Genomic DNA, 16876 nt, shown 5'->3' on the forward strand with positions numbered 1-16876 from the left:
GGCGTCCTGTTGAAGAATTGGAGGAAACGGGGCGCTCGTTGGCGAGCGCCCCGAAATCGCGGCCTACTTCTGGATGCAGGTGTCGACCGTGTCCTTGGTGCATTCGTCGAGACCGGTGAACACCGGATCGTCGACTTTCTTGCCTTCGATCAGGTCGATCATCACCGATGGCGCCTTGTAGCCCATTTCGAAGGGCCGCTGGCCGACCAGCGCGGTGACAAGGCCATCCCTGGCGATCGCCACCTCGTCGCCGATCGTGTCGGCGGCGCCGATGACGAAGTCGTTCTTGGCCAGCCGGTCCTTCAGCGGTCCGACCAGATCGCGATAGGGCTGCGGCGCGCCGAACAGCGGCCAGCCGCCCATGATGCCGAACGCATCGAGCTTGGGGTTGGCGGCGAGGATGTCGGTCATCGCCTGAACGCCCTTGGCGCCGTCGTCATTGGTGAACACCGGGCAGCCGGCGACTTCCGTCCAGCCGCCTTCGCCGGCAAGTGCCGTGAGGCCGTCCTTGCCCGTCAGCGCGTCGCGCATGCCTTGCGCGCGACGCAGGATGTTGTCCGCAGCGGGATTGCCCTCGATGGTGCAGATCGTGCCACCATTCGGCTTGGCCTTCTTGATGTACTCGCCGATCTTCTTGCCCATCAGATAGTTGTCGGTGCCGAGATAGGTCTTGCGCAGTGCCGCGTCTTCCTTGGCGAGGTCGGCGTCGACGGTCATGATCGGGATCGACGGATTGGCGCTCTTGATCGTCTGCGCGATCAGCGGTGCGTTGGACGGCGAGATCGCCATCGCCACCGTGTCGGCCTTGCTCAGCATATCCTGCACGATCTGCGCCTCGCCGGCCTCGTCGGAAGTCGAGGCCGGGCCGGTGTAGAAGCATTCATATTCCGAGCTGGCGTTTTCCTTGTTCCATTTTTCGCAGCCCTGGTGAATGGCTTCGAAGAATGGATTGTCGAGACCTTTCACCACGATGACGAGTTGCTTCTTGGCCAAAGCCGGCCCGGCGCCCAACGCCATGGCGGCGACGGCGGCGAGCAATACTGTTTTCCTCATGTCAGTCCTCCCTTGGAAACAGACGGACACGGCGTGCCCGCCACACAAACCAGCCAGGATGCCAGATGACTGAAACGCGTGCGCTCATTCAATCCGGCAAGGCCGATAAGCATTTTCAGATGCGACCAGTTCAGCGACGACACCGGCAAGATCGCCAAAACCTTTGTACCGGTAGCGCCGATGGCGTCGTCAAAGCCGGCACGTCTTCCTCCGACGCTCAACTAATATCGGCTTGCCGCCAACGTCAATGCTATTTGTCCTACAAAACGGATTTTTCAAAAACAGCACGGCACTATTCGTCTGACAATTGCCTGTTCGACAATTGACGCCCGCGACGCCGTTCGCGTAAATGACGGCATCGCTGTCCCCGGGAGGAGCTGGGGAAAAGCCAATGGAAGCCGTCGCCTGTCCGCGGGCGGATGAGCCAAACATGGGAGGCAAAGACTGGTGGCGGTTCTCGAACTCACCAACATCTCGAAGCATTTTGGCGCCATCCAGGCTGTCAACGACGTGTCGCTGTCGATCGAACCGGGCCAGGTCGTCGGCCTGATGGGCGACAATGGCGCCGGCAAGTCGACGCTGGTCAAGATGATAGCTGGCAATTTCCGGCCGAGCCATGGCACGATGCGGATGGACGACAAGGAACTGATCCTGCACAAGCCGGTCGAGGCGCGCCAGCACGGCATCGAGATCGTCCACCAGGACCTGGCGCTCTGCAACAATCTGACGGCGGCGGCCAATGTCTATCTCGGCCGCGAACTGCGCCGCGGTGTCGGCCCGTTCCGCATCCTCGACTATGCCTCGATGTACAAGCGCGCCGGCCAGATCTTCGCCGAGTTGAAATCCGAGACCCGCCCGCGCGACCTCGTTAAGCAGATGTCGGGCGGCCAGCGTCAGGCGGTGGCGATAGCCCGTACCATGCTGTCGCAGGCCAAGATCGTGCTGATGGACGAGCCGACGGCGGCAATCTCGGTCCGGCAGGTCGCCGAAGTGTTGAACCTCATCCGTCATCTGCGCGACCAGGGCATCGCCGTTGTACTGATCAGCCACCGCATGCCCGACGTCTTCGACGTCGCTGACCGCGTCATCGTCATGCGGCGCGGCAGGAAGGTCGCCGACAAGGCGATCGCGTTGAGTTCGCCCGAGGAGGTTACCGGGCTGATCACCGGCGCCATCGAGCAGGTGGCATGAGAATGGCGAACCCGGATTTCACCGCGCGTGGGCAGCGCAGGAAAGGTCTATAATGGCAGTCACCCTTGACCAGACGATCGCGCAGAAGCAGCACAGCTTCCTGTCGCGCCTGTTCTCCAGCCAGACCTTCTGGGTGGTGATCGCCGTCATCCTAGCCTGTATTTTCCTGTCCTTCGCCACCGACGCCTTCGCCACCTCGAAGAACCTCTACAACATCACCCGCAACATCACCTTCGTCGCCATCGTCGCGCTCGGCATGACCTTCGTCATCATCACCGGCGGCATCGACCTGTCGGTCGGCTCGGTACTGTGCCTGTGCTCGATGGTGCTGGCCGTCACCATGCATGCCGGCTTTTCGATCGAGATCGGCATTCTGGCCTCGATCGCCACCGCGCTCGTCATCGGCGCCTTCAATGGCGTTTTTATCGCCTATCTGGGCTTTCCGCCCTTCGTGGTCACGCTCGGCATGCTGTCGATCGCCCGCAGCCTTGCCATGGTCGCCTCCAACAACACCGTCGTCTTCCAGTTCGGGCCGGACCACGACAAGCTTCTGGCGCTCGGCGGAGGCGCCTGGCTGTTCGGCATCGCCAATCCGGTGCTCTACATGATCCTGCTGGCCCTGATCACCGGTTTCATCCTGCGCTGGACAAAGTTCGGCCGCCATATCTTCGCTATTGGCGGCAACGAGCACGCGGCGACGCTGACCGGCGTCCCGGTGCGCCAGATCAAGGTCGCCGTCTACATGATCTCGGCGCTGTCAGCCGGCATTGCCGGCATCATCGAGACAGGCTGGCTCGGCGCCGTCACCACCAATCTCGGCAACGGCATGGAACTGCAGGTGATAGCCGCCACCGTCATCGGCGGCGCCAACCTCGCCGGCGGTATCGGCACCGCCTTTGGCGCCATCGTTGGTGCTGCCCTCATCGAGGTGATCCGCAACAGCCTCGGCCTGCTTGGCATCAACGCCTTCTGGCAAGGCACCTTCATCGGCGGTGCCATCTTGCTGGCGGTTCTGTTCGACCGCATCCGCAATTTCAGGCGCAGCGACTGAGAGCGCGTCGTCGGAGCGCTATTCGTTCTCGTTGCTATCGCTCAGTCTGAAAATCGGCTGAAGCCGACCGCCGTTGGTACTGGCCAACAGCCGATGCCTTGACGGATACCGAAAACCAGCCGCACAATCCCCCTGCAGGCGAAGGGAGGCCAGTCGCTTGCGGGAGGATATACCCATGACGGAAGCGATCAGGCTCTACTGGGGCCGGTTCGGACATGTTTCTGTCCTGAATGTCGCGAGCGACTTCGTCACCCATGCCCATGTCGAGGCACATCTGATCATCTGGCTCGAAGGCACCGCCGGCGAAATGACCATAGGCCGTGAGACGGTCCGCCTCGGCCCGGGCATCGCCGCCGGCATCAACTCGCTGCAGCCGCACAGCCACGTCCTGTCCCAGGACGGCAGGCCGGGCCTGTTCCTGGCCTTCTACATCGACCCGGACTGGGCGCGCCGGCGCCGCGACCTGCCGTCCAGCGCCCCGCTATTCTCACAGGCGGCGATCGCGCTCGAGCCATGGCTGCACCAGGCCGCCGCCAGCCTGCTCGACCATCTCACCGACAATGAAAGCGTCGACGATATCGCCAATTACGAGATCGAGCGCTTCATCGACTCGGTGCTCGACGCCGCCGACGCCTCGGCGCCCCGGGAGGCGCGCGGCCGCATAAACACGATGCAGGATTTCCGCGTCCGCAAGGCGATCCAGCTGATGAAGGCCAATGTCTGCGAGCGCATCTCGTTCGACGATGTCGCCCGCGCCGTTGGCCTGTCCAGGCCGCATTTCTTCGCTCTGTTCAAGGAACAGACCAGTCTGACGCCCAACGTCTACTGGAACACGCTGCGCATGGAGGAAGCGGTGCGGCAGTTGCAATGGTCGCGGGAGCCGCTCATCTCGGTCGCCTGCAACCTCGGATTCACCACGCAGGGTAATTTCTCGCGCTTCTTCCGCGATCATGTCGGCGTGCCGCCGACGCTCTACCGCGAGGCCGCGCGGGCGACGGCCTGACCGGGCGGCCGTCTGTTTTTCAGACTGGTTGATACACGCCCGAGACGCATTGATAAGCGCTGCCCAATCAAGCGCCTTACCCTTGCCGCAACGATCATTCGGAAGGGAACATTTCATGGCGAAAGTCACCATCTCCAGCGTCATCGACGCGCCGGTCGAAAAGGTCTGGGCGCGCATACGCGACTTCAATGGGCTGCCGGGCTGGCACCCACGCATGGTGGAGAGCCATATCGAGGACGGCAAAGACGCAACCACGATCGGCTGCGTGCGCAACTTCCAGTTGGCCAGCGGCGCCCGCCTGCGCGAAAAACTGGTCGACTTTTCGGATGACAATTTCCTGGTCAGCTATTCCATCCTGGAAACGCCGCAGCCGCTCACCAACCACAAGGCGACGCTGCAGCTCAGGCGCGTCACCGACGGCGACCGCACCTATGCCGAATGGACCGCCAGCTTCGACGCTGCCCCCGAGGAAGCCGACAAGCTGGCCGAAGGCATGGGCGCCAATGTTTTTCAAGGCGGCTTCAATGCATTGAAGAACCATTTCGCCGGCCAGAGCTGAAGGAGCGGGCAATGGCGCTGGCGCTGCAGACTTTTGCAACGGTAAAAGACGCGAACGCCGCGCTGACGTCCGCCGGCACGCGCTATCTCGGCGGGGGTACACTCGTCGTCCGCGCGGCCAATGAAGGCGACGTCTCGGTCTCCGGCCTTGTCAGGTCGACCGACCCGGCCCTGTCGGCCATCGAGGTCCGCGGCGGAAAGATCCGCATCGGCGCCTCGGCAACCATGGCGGAGATCGCCCGCCATCCGGAACTCGGCGCCCTTGCCAAGGCCGCCCGCGCCGTCGGCGGCCCGGCGATCCGCAATATGGCGACCGTGGGCGGCAATCTGTTCGCGCCGGCGCCCTATGGTGATTTCGCCGTCGCCCTGCTGGCGCTCGATACAACGATCGGCACCGATGACGGAGAAACGCCCATCGAGACCTTCCTGGCCGGACGGGACGACAGCCGCGCCATCGTCACGTCGGTCGGTTTCACGAAGGCCGGCAGCTTCCGCTTCCTCAAAGTGTCGCGGGTCAAGCCCAAGGGGGTCTCGGTGCTGAGCATCGCGATCGTTCTGGAACAGGCTGGAGACGGGACCGTGTCCTCGGCGCGGATCGCGCTCGGCTGCATGGCCGATCGGCCGATGCGTGCCAAGGCAGCGGAAAAAGCGCTACTCGGTAGGATGCTCGACCCGGATGGCATCGCACCGGCGCTGGCAGCGGCGGGCGACGGCACTTCGCCCATCACCGATCCAATCGCCAGCGCCTGGTATCGCGCTGAAGTCCTGCCGGTCCACCTCGGCAGGCTGCTGCTCAGCTAATCACACGTGGGGGGCGCGCGCTTGCCCTGCGGGGCAGGCGCGCAAGGAGGAAGAATGGCAAAGGTCCCGGTTCAATTCACGCTCAATGGGTCTGAAAAGGCCGAATTCATCGACAGCGGCACGACGCTGCTCAACGCCTTGCGCGACAAGATCGGCGACACCTCGCCGAAGGGCGGCTGCCACCAGGGCACCTGCGGCGCCTGCTCCGTCATCATCGACGGCGAGTTGAGGCTCTCCTGCCTGACGCTGGCCGAGACCTGCAACGGTGCAATGATCACCACCACATCGGGCCTTGCCGAGGGCGGCGTGCTGCATCCGCTGCAACGAGCTTTCCTCGACACATTCGCCACGCAATGCGGCTTCTGCACGCCGGGCATGATCATGGCCGCCAAGGTGCTGCTCGACCACACCCCCAATCCCAGCCGCGAGGACGTCGTCGAGGCGCTGTCCGGGAACATCTGCCGTTGCACCGGCTACGAGCCGATCATCCAGGCGGTGCTCGCCGCCGGCCGCGCCAATTCGCAGAACGCGGCCTGAGGGACCAAAGAATGGAACTGCGCAAGAACTACTTCGCCGACGTCCGCAAGGACGGTCTGCATGAGATCGGCCAGCCCCGGCCACGTTCGGATTCGCCCGGCCACGTCACTGGCAAGACCGCCTTTTTCGCCGACCGTAATTTCCCCGGCATGCTGCACCTGAAGATGGTGCGCAGCCCGCACCACCATGCCCGCATCCGCTCGATCGACACCTCGGAGGCGGAGAAGCATCCGGGTGTCGTCAAGGTGCTGGCGGCCAAGGATGTGCCGCACAATGTCTACACCATTCTGATCCTGATCCAGATCGGGCCGGAGGACGAGACGGTGCTGGCCGACGGCAAGGTGCGCTGGAGGGGCGAGGCCGTCGTGGCGGTGCTGGCCGAAACCGAGCGCGCCGCCCAGGAAGCCGCCGCCAAGGTCAAGGTCGACTATGAGGTGCTGCCGGCCGTCTTCGACATGGAGGAGGCGCTGAGGCCCGGCGCGCCCATCGTCAACGAATATCACGGCCAGAACTATTACCTCTATGACAGCGGCGCGTGCCGCAAGGTGCGTTTCGGCGATGTCGAGGCGGGCTTTGCTCAAGCCGACCACGTCCTGGAGCAAAGTTATCAGTCCTCCCCCATCGAGCACGCGCCGACCGAGACCACCGGCTGTGTCGTGGCGCCCGAGGGCAATGACCGCTTCACCTGCTACACCAACACGCAAGCGATGTTCTTCACCCTCGACAACACATCGATCATCCTGCAGATGCCGGGCAGCAAGCTGCATTTCGTCGGCGGCACGGTCGGCGGCGGTTTCGGCGGCAAGGTCGATGTCATCGTCGAGCCGATCGCCATCCTCGGCGCAAAATTAACCGGGCGACCGGTCTGTTTTGTCTACAGTCGTGAGGAGGAGATGCAGATCTCCTCGCCCCGCGCGGCCGAAAAAGTCGTCATCAAGGACGGCGTCATGAAGGACGGCCGCATCGTTGCCCGGAAAGTCACCGGCTACACCGATGCCGGCGCCTACTCGCGCCACTCGCCCTATGGCGCGCAGAAGGGCGCCGGGCATTATCCCGGCCCCTACACCATCCCGAATGTCTGGATCGATACCTACTGCGTCTACACCAACCGCACGCCGTCGTCGGCCATGCGCGGCTTCGGCGTCACCATCGGCGACTTCGCGCTGGAGGTACAGATGGACAAGCTGGCGCGGCTGATCGGCATGGACCCGCTCGAATTCCGTTTCATCAACGCCTATCGCGACGGCGACATGAAGGCGCATCGCCAGCCGACGGAGGGTGCGGCGCTCATCGAATGCATGCAGGAAGCCTCGCGCGCCGCAAACTGGCCGGTGGCTGAGAAATACATGGCGATGTCCTCCTACAAGAACGGAGCTTGAGATGGCGATCAGGCGCGGACGCGGCGTCGCCGCGATCAACTATCCCACCGGCATGAACCTCGGCGGCGACCCGACACAGGCGTTGGTGCATTCGACACCGACCGGCAATTTCATGGTCACGCTGTCGTCGGTCGATCTCGGCCAGGGCATGAAGCAGATCATGGCGCAGATCTGCGCCGAAACAATCGGCGTGCCGACCGACCGTGTCGTCGTCGACACCGCCGACACCGACACCGGCCCGCACTGCATGGGCACCTTCGCCTCGCGCGGCACCCACCGCGCCGGCAATGCCGTGATCCAGGCCGCCGAGGAAGCGCGCCAGGTGATGCTGGAAGTGGCGGCCGAGGAACTGGAGGTGAATGCCTCGGATCTCGAAACGGACGGCCAAGGCAACATACTGGTCAAGGGCGCGCCGCAGAAGTCGATTTCGATCTTCGATGTCGCACTGTCGGCGCATTTCAAGCGCGGCCGTTCGATCTCCGGCCGCGGCATGTTTTTGATTCCACGCTCCTATCCGGAGAAAGAGACCGGCGCGATGAAGCCCTCGACCTGCTACGCGCATGCCTGCACGGTCGCGGAAGTCGAGGTCGACGACGAGACCGGCGAAGTGACGGTGCTGACAGTGAAGAACGTCTTCGAGATCGGCCGCGCGCTGAACCCGAAAATGGTCGAGCAGCAACTGGTCGGCGGCTCCTGGATGGGCATCAGCCATGCGCTCTACGAAACGACCGAGCCCTATTATCCCAACCGCGACCATGGCGGCACCGACTTCAACCAGTATCTGATGCCCGGTCCCGGCGACCTCGCCGAGACCGAAATCATCGTGCTGGAGCGACCGTCGGCGGACGGACCGTATGGCGCCAAGGGGCCGGGCGAGATGTGCGCCAACCCGCAAATACCGGCGGTCGCCAATGCCGTCTTCGACGCCGTCGGTGTGCGCATCGACACGCTGCCGATCACGCCGGAGCGCATTTTGCGGGCGTTGAAGGCACAAGCGAACTGAGTGCCGAAATGCCCGAGGTGAACACCGAGACTGTCGCGACCTCGCCGGAGTCGGTGGCGCAGCATCTTGCCGCCTCGCGCTATCTCGCTGATGACAGCCTGGCCACCGCGATCTTTCTCGCGATCCGGCTCGGCAAGCCGCTGCTGCTCGAAGGCGCGCCAGGCGTCGGCAAGACGGAAGCGGCCAAGGCGATCGCCGAACTGCTCGGTCGCGATCTGGTGCGGCTGCAATGCTACGAAGGCATCGACGCCGCGCATGCGCTCTACGAATGGAACTATCAGCGCCAACTGCTCGCCATCCGCCGTGCCGGCGAGCACGAGATCGACATCTATGACGACCGCTTCCTGATTGCCCGTCCGCTGCTGCAGGTATTGAAGGCGCCGCAGCAGCGCGTGTTGCTGGTCGACGAGATCGACCGCTCGGACCATGAATTCGAAGCGCTGCTGCTGGAGTTCCTCTCCGACTTCCAGATCAGCATTCCCGAGCGCGGCACCATCCGCGCCGAGGCACAGCCAATCGTCATCCTGACCTCCAACCGCACCCGCGAACTTGCCGAGGCGCTGCGCCGCCGCTGCGTCTATCACTGGATCGGCTACCCTGACGCCGAACGCGAGGCGGCCATCATCATGCTGCGCGCCGGCGATGTAGTTGAAGGCACCGCGCGCGCGGTGGCAGCGGCCGTGCAGACCATCCGCGCCCGCCCGCTGGCCAAGCCGCCCGGCATCGCCGAAGCTGTCGAATGGGCAAACGCGGCGACCATTCTTGAGAAAGGCGGCAGCCCGTGGCCGGAAGCCTTCCGCCGCGCCATCGGCGTGCTGATCAAGGACGAGGAAGACCTCTCCTACATCGCGCCCGAGCTTGGCCGCATCGTCGAGGAGGCGCTGGCGTGAGCCGCGACCTTGACAATCCCTTCTCCCCGTTCACAGGGAGAAGGTGCCCCGAAGGGGCGGATGAGGGGCAGCGCGAACGGCGGCGGAAAAGCTTGCCCAGTTCCGCCGCACCCTTCCTCGGCTTCGGCCGGCTGCTGCGCCGCTACGGTTTCGCCATCGCCCCCGAACAAGTCTCCAGCTTCATGCAGGCGGTAACCTTGCTTGGCCCCCGCTCGATGGCCGACATCCGCGAAGCAGCCCTTGCCACACTGGCGCCGCCGCCCGACCGACGCGACGAATTCGAGGTGCATTTCCAGAGCCATTTTTACGACAACACGTCAGCCGTGGTCGAAGGCGACGCCGACGAAGAGACCCGTATCAAGGATGATGGCGGCGCCGACGACGAGCGTATCGAGGCCGAGCAGCGGCAGGAAGGCGGTGAGCTATCCTCGGCGCTGGAGCAGTTGAGCCGCCGCGACTTCCAGCGCGACGGCGACAGGCTGACCGTCTTTCGCCACCACCTGTCGAGCGCCTTGCCTGCGCGCCGCTCGTTCCGCACGGTGCGCACCCATTCGCGTGGCAAGCTCGACCTGCGCCGCTCGCTCAGGGAAATCGTCAGCGCCGATGGCGACGTCCCCTCGCCCTTGTTGCGCCGCCGCCAGACCGTGCCGCGCAAGCTGCTGATCCTCATCGACGTTTCCGGCTCGATGAAACTGCACACGTCGGATTATTTGAAGCTGGCGCATGCAGTCGTGCAAGGCGCTGACCGGGCAGAGATTTTCACCTTCGGCACGCGTCTGACCCGCATCACCACGGCGTTGCGCGTCCGCGACCAGGACCAGGCGCTGGCGCGCGCGGCCGCCCAGGTCGACGACTGGGACGGCGGCACCCGCATGGGGCCGACGCTGCTCGCCTTCCTTTCAGTGCCGCGTTTTTCCGCCTTCGCGCGCGGTGCAGCGATCGTTATCCTCTCGGACGCGCTGGAGCGCGGCGACCATGCCGAACTGGAGACCGCGATGCGCCGGCTGAGCGCCCGCGCCTTTCGGCTGTCATTGGCAACACCTTTGGCCGGCGACCCACGCTTCCAGCCGGCAACGGCGGCACTCCGCGCAATCCTGCCAATGCTCGACGATCTGGTCGACGGCTCGTCAGTGAACAGCCTCACCGATTTCATCCTGTCGCTCGCCCGCCCTGCCCCGGCGGCAGCGACAATCTGGAAAAGGGTATCGTGATGCAGAAAGCCATCGACGCGCATTTTCACATCTGGCGCCAGCAGGACCAGCCCTGGCTGGTCGGCCCAATGGTCCCGCGCATCTTCGGCCCCTACGAGCCGATCCGCCGCGACTATCCGATCGAGGAGTTTCTCGCCGACCAGCAAGGTTCGGGCGTCGAGAAGGCTGTCTACGTCCAGACCAACTGGGCGAAAGAGGATTTCGAGAGGGAAGTCGCCTTCCTGCAGAAAACGGCCGATGAGACCGGCTGGCCGCACGCCATCGTCGGCTACACCGACATGACGGTGGACGATATCAGACCCCGGATCGACCGCTTGAAAAAATATCCGCTGCTGCGCGGCGTGCGCATGCAACTGCATTGGCACGAGACGCCGGCCTTCCGCTTCGCCGCCTCGGCCGATCAGGTCATCGACCCGAAGGTACGGGCCAATGTCGCCCGGCTGAAGGATTACGGCCTGTCCTTCGACCTGCAACTCTTTCCTGCCCAGATGAAGGACGGGCTGAAGCTGGTCGGGGAAAATCCCGAAATCAATTTCATTCTCACCCATGCCGGCATGCTGACCGGCACGGACGCGGAAACAACCGAAGCCTGGAAGGCCGGCTTGCGCACGCTGTCGGCGGCGCCGAATTTCTACGCCAAGCTGTCCGGTCTGGGCACCTTCGCCCACCACAACGACCCGGCGCTGATCGCCTATATCGTCGACAACGCGATCGAGATATTGGGCGCGGATCGCCTGATGTTCGGTTCGAATTTCCCCATCGAGAAATTGTGGACCAGCCATGCCGAACTGATCGGGGCGCACCGGGATGCGGTGGCGAAGCATGGCGCGGCCGCCGAAGCGGACATCTTCTGGAACACGGCGGAGCGAATTTACAGGCCGGCCTAGGTGCGCGCACTTCCCTTCTTCCCTTGTGGGAGAAGGTGGATCGGCGCGCAGCGCCGAGACGGTTGAGGGGTGTTCCAGCGGAGTGAGACGTGGGCGTTCCCTGGAACACCCCTCATCCGGCCTCGCTTTGCGAGGCCACCTTCTCCCACAACAAGGGGAGAAGGCAAGACCTGCCGTGCTTCCCTTACTGCGTCGGCAGCATGCCTTCGACGTCGCTTGCCGCGTCAGTGAGCGCTTCCTTCGGCGTTGCCGACTGGTCGACGATCCGCGACAGGTTGTCGACGATGGTCTGCGTCACCTTCACACCGTTGGTGCCCGGGAAAGCATACCACGGAACCATCAACGGCATCTGGCTGAGCCCGGCCTGGAACAGCGGGGCCTTCTTGTAGAAATCGCCGAGATATTCCGGCGATTTCGCCGCGAGCTCGTTGTTGGGGACATAGCCCGTGCCGGGCACGACGACCGATGCGCCATAAGGACCGGCGGCGAATTTCGCGAACTTCCAGGCGGCGTCCTGCTTGGCGGCATCCTTGGTCAGGATGACCACGGCGTTGCCGCCGGTCGGCAGGTGGCCGTTGGCCGGATCGATCAGCGGGATCTTGGCCGTGCGCAGCGTGAACTTGTCACCGACATTCTTGATCGTGTTGACCAGGGCACCGGTGCTCTGGAATTCGAAGCCGACCTTGCCGGCCGCGAAAGCCTGCTCGCCAGCCGGCTTGGTGAAGACCGGCATGCCGCCCTCCTTCACCATCCGCTGCAGGATTTCCATTGCCTTCTCGCCTTCCGGCCCGTTGAAGGCGACCTTGCTCTCATCCTCGTTCAGCATCTTCCCGCCGGCGCCGAACAGCAGCGCCGAAAACATCCAGTCGTCGCCCTGCCAGCGGAAGTCGATGCCGTCGACGCCATTGCCGAGCGCCTTGATCTTGCCGCCGAGCGCGATCACCTCGTCCCAGGTCTTGGGCGGATTGTCCGGATCACCGCCCGCCGCCTTCACCAGGTCGGCATTGTAATACATGATCGGGTTCGAGGTGGCGAAGGCGAGCCCAACCTGCTTGCCGTTGACCTGCGCCAGCTTCAGGATCGTGTCGGAGAAGCCGAGCTCCGCCATGTTGCCTTCCTTCTTGACCAGCGGGCCAAGGTCGACGGCAACGTCGCGTTCGTTGAGCATGCGCAGACGGTTGAGACCGATGAAGGTGATGTCGGGCATTTCGTCGGTGCCGGCCTGGCGAAGGATCGTCTGGATGCCTTCCTCATAGGTGGCGGACGGGCTGGCGAACTGGATCTTGATATCGGGATTTTCTTCCATGAACTTCTTCGAGATCGTGTCCATCACGTTCTTGAAGAAGCCGGGCATCGGATAATGAACCGTCAGCGTCGTGTCGGCATAGGCCGGAAGGGCGAACGCCAGCGAGACCGCCGCCGCTGCGAGAATACTGGGAAGTTGCTTCATATGCTGGTGCTCCTGGTTCGACCCGGTCAGCCTTTGAGACCGGTCATGGTGATGCCTTCGACGAAGCGCTTCTGTGCGAACAGGAAGGCGACGACGAGTGGAAGGGTGATGATCAGAGTGGCGGCCATCAGCGCGCCGTAGTCGTCGCCTGCCTCGGCGGCACGGAAATACATCAGGCCGAGCGGTGGCGTGGCGTAGGCCTGCTTGCTGACGGCGATCAGCGGCCAGTAGAGATCGTTCCAGTGCGCGACAACCGAGAAGATCGCGAAGGCGGTGACTGCCGGCCACGCGTTGGGAACGATGACGCGCGCCACGATCCCAAGCTCGGACATGCCGTCGAGCCGCGCCGCGTGGATGAGGTCGTCGGGCATGGCGCGGAAGAACTGCAGGAACATGAAGATCGCGAACACCGAGATGGTGAACGGCGCGACCAGCGCGGTGTAGCTGTTGAGCAGCGACATCCTGTCGAAGGCGACATAGAGCGGCAGCGCCGTGGCATGGATCGGCACCAGCAGGCCGAGCATGACGAGCACCATCATCAGCCGGGCGGCGCGGAACTTCAGCTTGGCCATGGCGTAGGCGCAAGGAATGGCGACCAGCACCTGGAAGAAGAAGATGAGGGCGCACACAAGGACGCCGTTCCACAGCAACGTTGCCATCGGCACCTTGCTCAGCGCCTTGGCGAAATTCTCGGCAAAGTAGAAATGCTCGGGGATGAGCGACAGCGACGAGGTGAAGATGTCGCTCTGCGTCTTGCCCGCCGTCGAGATCATGAAAATGTAGGGCGCAAGGATCATCAGCGCGCCGAGCGAAAGCAGGGCGAAGCGGATGATGCGGCCGGCCGGAATGCTGGTCATGTGTAATGCACCCTCCGGTCGAGCACGCGGTATTGGAGAAGCATCAGCACGACGAGGATAGCCAGGAAGACCACCGTCATCGCCGAGGCATAGCCGACGCGCAGGTAGACGAAGCCTTCCTGGTAGATGGTGAACAGCAGCACTTCGGAGGCCTTGTTAGGCCCGCCGTCGGTCAGCATCTTCACAGTCTCGAAGACCTTCACCGCATTGGTGATGCTGATGGTGACGACGAACAGCGTCGTCGGCCCGAGCATCGGCCAGGTGACCAGGAAGAACCGGTCGAGCGCCGATTTCGCGCCGTCGACGTGAGCGGCGGCATAGAGCTCGCGCGGGATTGCCGTCAGGCCCGCCAGGAACAGCACCATGTTGAAACCGACCGACTGCCAGACGCCGATGATCGACAGGCTGAAGAGCACGGTATTCGAGGCGCCGAGCCAGTTCGGGCCGGGAATGCCGGCGAGCGCAAGCAGCGCGTTGAGCGGTCCGATCGTCGGATGGAAAAGATATTGCCAGACAGTCGCCATGGCGACGATCAGCGACGCGACCGGCAGGAAGTAGACGGTGCGGAAGAAGCCGCGCGCGCGCGGTTCGCCTTCGATCAGCAAGGCAACGCCGAGGCCGAGCACGATCGAGACCGGCGCAACGATCGCCGTATAGACCGATGTGTTCCACAGCGATCTGCGGAAGGTGCGGTCGGTCAGGAGATGCGCGTAGTTCTCGAAGCCGACCAGGTGGAATTTACCATAGCCGAGCTCGAAGTCTGTGAAGCCGAGGAAGATGACGGCAACCACCGGCAGCAGCACGAACAGCAGCAACAGCACGATCGCCGGAGCCGCCAGCAGCCAGGCGGTGCGGTCCTCGCTGCGTCGGTGAAGTGCCGCGGCGCTCGGGACATTGCCCGCCAGCGCGATGCTAGACATAGGCCGGCTCCTGGCGTGCGGGCGCCGCACTCGCCGTGCGCAGCCGCTTTCCCTCCGGCCCGAAGACCATGGCCTGTTCGGGTGACAGAAGGACACCCACCGGCATTCCCGCAATCAGGTCCCTCGCCTCGTGCGGCACCAGCTTGGCGATGACGTTGTCGCCGGTCGCGTCGAGCCGGCAATAGGCAACGACCTCCGACCCGAGGAATTCCAGACGCTCGATCCGCCCGGCAAGGCCGCTTCGCCCGCTGGGAGACAGTTTGACGAATTCGGGCCGGATACCGAGGCTGACCGGGCCGTTCGCCACTTTCTCCAGCAAGGCCAGCCGGATGCCCTCGAAACTGATTCGACCGTTTTCGGCGAGCGCCGGTATGATGTTGATCCTCGGCTGGCCGACGAAACGGGCGACCTCGATATGGGCGGGATCGTTGTAGATCGCCTCGGGCGCGGCGAGTTGCAGCAGATTGCCGCCGATCATCACCGCGACGCGGTCGGCCATCGAAAGCGCTTCGGCCTGGTCATGCGTCACATAGAGCGTCGGAACGCCGGCGCGGCGGTGCAGTTCGACGATCTCGCCGCGGGCATGGACGCGCAGATTGGCATCGAGGTTGGAGAGCGGTTCGTCCATCAGGAAGATGCTGGGATGGCGCACCATGGCGCGCGCCAGGGCCACGCGCTGCCGCTGCCCGCCCGACATCTGACCAGGCTTGCGGTCGAGCAGATGGTCGATCTTGAGCACGGTCGCCATTTCGCGGACATCCCGCGAAATCCCGGCGTGGATCTCTTTCTGACCCGGCAGGGCCGAGCCAACCAGCGGCAGACGCTGCGTCCGGCTCAGCCGCTTCATGGCCAGCGGAACCGCGATGTTCTGGCCGGCGGTCAGATGCGGATAGAGCGCGTAGGACTGGAACACCATGGCGATGTTGCGATCGGCCGCAGCGACCGCCGACATGTCCTTGCCACCGACGAAAATCTCGCCGCTATCGGCATGATCAAGCCCGGCGAGGATGCGCAGCAAGGTGCTTTTGCCGCAGCCCGAGGGACCGACCAAAGCAATGAACTCGCCTGCTTCCACATCGAGGCTGACGCCGTTCAGGACTGCATTGCCGCCAAAGGACTTGTTCAGATCGCGAAGCGAGAGCGCGCTCATGACCCGACCTTCCTGCGAACCTTGTGCGCCTCGTGCAGATAAACCTCCTCGACCACGTCGTCGAGGACATGGACGCTCATGCCGGGGATCGCGACGATCTCGCTGATGACTGTGTCGCCGAATTCATGCACGATCGCGCCGAGCAGCCGCTCGCCCGGCATGTCGCGCTCCATGTCGCCGACGACGAAGGCCGCCGACGGACCCCATACCAGAGCGGTGTTTTCGTATTTGCCTTGCCATGCCCGGTGCAGGTGGCCGCTCGCAAACAGCGCCACATCATGGGCAGCGATCAAATCGTAGAGACGCTGCCTCTGTGCCGGGCTGATACTCCAGTAACCGGTATCGCCCTCCCCAGGTTCATCGATGAACAGCGGCTTGTGCGCGAACAGCGCGGCGCGCCGGCCGCCACGGCTTTCCAGCTCGGCACGCAGCCATTCGAACTGGGCCTCTTCCTCAGCATCATCGAAGCCCATCAGCAGGCTGTCGAGACCGATAAATCGCCAGTTTCCGGCGTCCTCCGTCCAATAATCAGGGCCAACCAACCGGCGCCAGCGCTCGAGCCGCCCCGCATTGACTGGCTGCAGCGAGCCGGGCAGATGGCCGACATCGTGATTGCCGGGCACCAGCAGCATCGGGACCGAGATTTCCCGCATCAGCTCCATGCAGAAGCTGATATCGGCGTCCTTGTCGGCGCCGTCGACACTGAGGTCGCCGGTGTGGATGACGAGGTCGGCGCCGCTTTGCGCGATCCAGGCGGCGAGCGGCTCCCAATTGCCGTTGAAATGCGGCTTGGTCGGACTGAAATGGGTATCGGTGATCTGGACGATTTTCATGCCGGCTCCACTGCGAGAGCCGGCTGCCGGAGAACCACCGGCGCGACTTCGCGTGGGGTCTCCTTAGTGCCGTTACATGTCACTTCCTTAACAGGCTGGGGA

18 protein-coding genes are annotated in these 16876 nt (G+C 63.9%); 12 read left to right on the forward strand and 6 right to left on the reverse strand.

Features of this window, described 5'->3' with window-relative positions; genetic code table 11:
- Window positions 1-63 precede the first annotated feature (63 nt).
- Window positions 64-1053, reverse strand: a complete 990-nt coding sequence (locus tag FJW08_RS20140) for a sugar-binding protein (protein ID WP_140811994.1) — start codon at window positions 1051-1053, stop codon at window positions 64-66.
- A 65-nt stretch (window positions 1054-1118) separates the two neighbouring features.
- Here FJW08_RS20140 and FJW08_RS20145 point away from each other — a divergent pair, with 65 nt between their 5' ends.
- The 12 genes from FJW08_RS20145 (at window position 1119) to FJW08_RS20200 (ending at window position 11564) form a co-directional block, all read left to right on the forward strand.
- Window positions 1119-1379 (forward strand): hypothetical protein, encoded by a 261-nt coding sequence (locus FJW08_RS20145; protein WP_140811995.1) that lies wholly within the window; start codon window positions 1119-1121, stop codon window positions 1377-1379.
- A 121-nt stretch (window positions 1380-1500) separates the two neighbouring features.
- Window positions 1501-2244 carry an ATP-binding cassette domain-containing protein gene (locus FJW08_RS20150; RefSeq protein ID WP_140759106.1) on the forward strand — a complete coding sequence of 248 codons (744 nt, stop codon included), beginning with the start codon at window positions 1501-1503 and terminating at the stop codon, window positions 2242-2244.
- Between the two features lie 52 nt (window positions 2245-2296).
- Window positions 2297-3295, forward strand: coding sequence for an ABC transporter permease (locus tag FJW08_RS20155; RefSeq protein WP_140759107.1), 999 nt, complete (start codon window positions 2297-2299; stop codon window positions 3293-3295).
- Between the two features lie 175 nt (window positions 3296-3470).
- The gene (locus FJW08_RS20160; protein WP_140759109.1) at window positions 3471-4298 is read left to right on the forward strand and encodes an AraC family transcriptional regulator; all 828 of its coding nucleotides are present in this window, start codon (window positions 3471-3473) and stop codon (window positions 4296-4298) included.
- 115 nt (window positions 4299-4413) lie between these two features.
- Window positions 4414-4857 carry an SRPBCC family protein gene (locus FJW08_RS20165; protein ID WP_140811996.1) on the forward strand — a complete coding sequence of 148 codons (444 nt, stop codon included), beginning with the start codon at window positions 4414-4416 and terminating at the stop codon, window positions 4855-4857.
- 11 nt (window positions 4858-4868) lie between these two features.
- Window positions 4869-5657, forward strand: a complete 789-nt coding sequence (locus tag FJW08_RS20170; RefSeq protein WP_140811997.1) for an FAD binding domain-containing protein — start codon at window positions 4869-4871, stop codon at window positions 5655-5657.
- Between the two features lie 54 nt (window positions 5658-5711).
- Entirely contained in the window at window positions 5712-6194 is a 483-nt protein-coding gene (locus FJW08_RS20175) for a (2Fe-2S)-binding protein (protein ID WP_140811998.1), read from the forward strand.
- An 11-nt stretch (window positions 6195-6205) separates the two neighbouring features.
- Complete coding sequence (locus FJW08_RS33300; RefSeq protein WP_140811999.1) at window positions 6206-7573, forward strand: xanthine dehydrogenase family protein molybdopterin-binding subunit; 1368 nt, start codon at window positions 6206-6208, stop codon at window positions 7571-7573.
- 1 nt (window position 7574) lies between these two features.
- Window positions 7575-8576 (forward strand): molybdopterin cofactor-binding domain-containing protein, encoded by a 1002-nt coding sequence (locus FJW08_RS33305; protein WP_140812000.1) that lies wholly within the window; start codon window positions 7575-7577, stop codon window positions 8574-8576.
- 8 nt (window positions 8577-8584) lie between these two features.
- Window positions 8585-9466: a MoxR family ATPase gene (locus FJW08_RS20190; RefSeq protein WP_140812001.1), complete on the forward strand. Its 882-nt coding sequence runs from the start codon at window positions 8585-8587 to the stop codon at window positions 9464-9466.
- A gap of 92 nt (window positions 9467-9558) precedes the next feature.
- Complete coding sequence (locus FJW08_RS20195) at window positions 9559-10677, forward strand: VWA domain-containing protein (RefSeq protein WP_140812002.1); 1119 nt, start codon at window positions 9559-9561, stop codon at window positions 10675-10677.
- Window positions 10677-11564, forward strand: a complete 888-nt coding sequence (locus tag FJW08_RS20200; RefSeq protein WP_181182981.1) for an amidohydrolase — start codon at window positions 10677-10679, stop codon at window positions 11562-11564. The genes FJW08_RS20195 and FJW08_RS20200 overlap by 1 nt, the downstream gene beginning before the upstream one ends.
- 184 nt (window positions 11565-11748) lie before the next feature.
- Here the strand turns inward: FJW08_RS20200 and FJW08_RS20205 are convergent, their stop codons facing one another.
- Genes FJW08_RS20205 through FJW08_RS20225 form a run of 5 tightly spaced genes read right to left on the reverse strand, consistent with a single transcriptional unit; the run spans window position 11749 to window position 16774 of the window.
- Window positions 11749-13014 carry an ABC transporter substrate-binding protein gene (locus FJW08_RS20205; RefSeq protein WP_140812004.1) on the reverse strand — a complete coding sequence of 422 codons (1266 nt, stop codon included), beginning with the start codon at window positions 13012-13014 and terminating at the stop codon, window positions 11749-11751.
- A gap of 26 nt (window positions 13015-13040) precedes the next feature.
- Window positions 13041-13871: a carbohydrate ABC transporter permease gene (locus FJW08_RS20210; protein ID WP_140759125.1), complete on the reverse strand. Its 831-nt coding sequence runs from the start codon at window positions 13869-13871 to the stop codon at window positions 13041-13043.
- The gene (locus FJW08_RS20215; RefSeq protein WP_140812005.1) at window positions 13868-14791 is read right to left on the reverse strand and encodes a sugar ABC transporter permease; all 924 of its coding nucleotides are present in this window, start codon (window positions 14789-14791) and stop codon (window positions 13868-13870) included. Before FJW08_RS20215 ends, FJW08_RS20210 begins: the two co-directional genes overlap by 4 nt.
- Window positions 14784-15941 (reverse strand): ABC transporter ATP-binding protein, encoded by a 1158-nt coding sequence (locus tag FJW08_RS20220; RefSeq protein WP_140812006.1) that lies wholly within the window; start codon window positions 15939-15941, stop codon window positions 14784-14786. The genes FJW08_RS20215 and FJW08_RS20220 overlap by 8 nt, the downstream gene beginning before the upstream one ends.
- A complete protein-coding gene (locus FJW08_RS20225) occupies window positions 15938-16774 on the reverse strand; it encodes a metallophosphoesterase (protein ID WP_140812007.1) in 837 nt (278 codons plus the stop codon). The genes FJW08_RS20220 and FJW08_RS20225 overlap by 4 nt, the downstream gene beginning before the upstream one ends.
- Window positions 16775-16876: the final 102 nt, after the last annotated feature.

Origin of the sequence: Mesorhizobium sp. B3-2-1 (genome assembly GCF_006439515.1) — a bacterium.
Classification (GTDB): Bacteria; Pseudomonadota; Alphaproteobacteria; order Rhizobiales; family Rhizobiaceae; genus Mesorhizobium.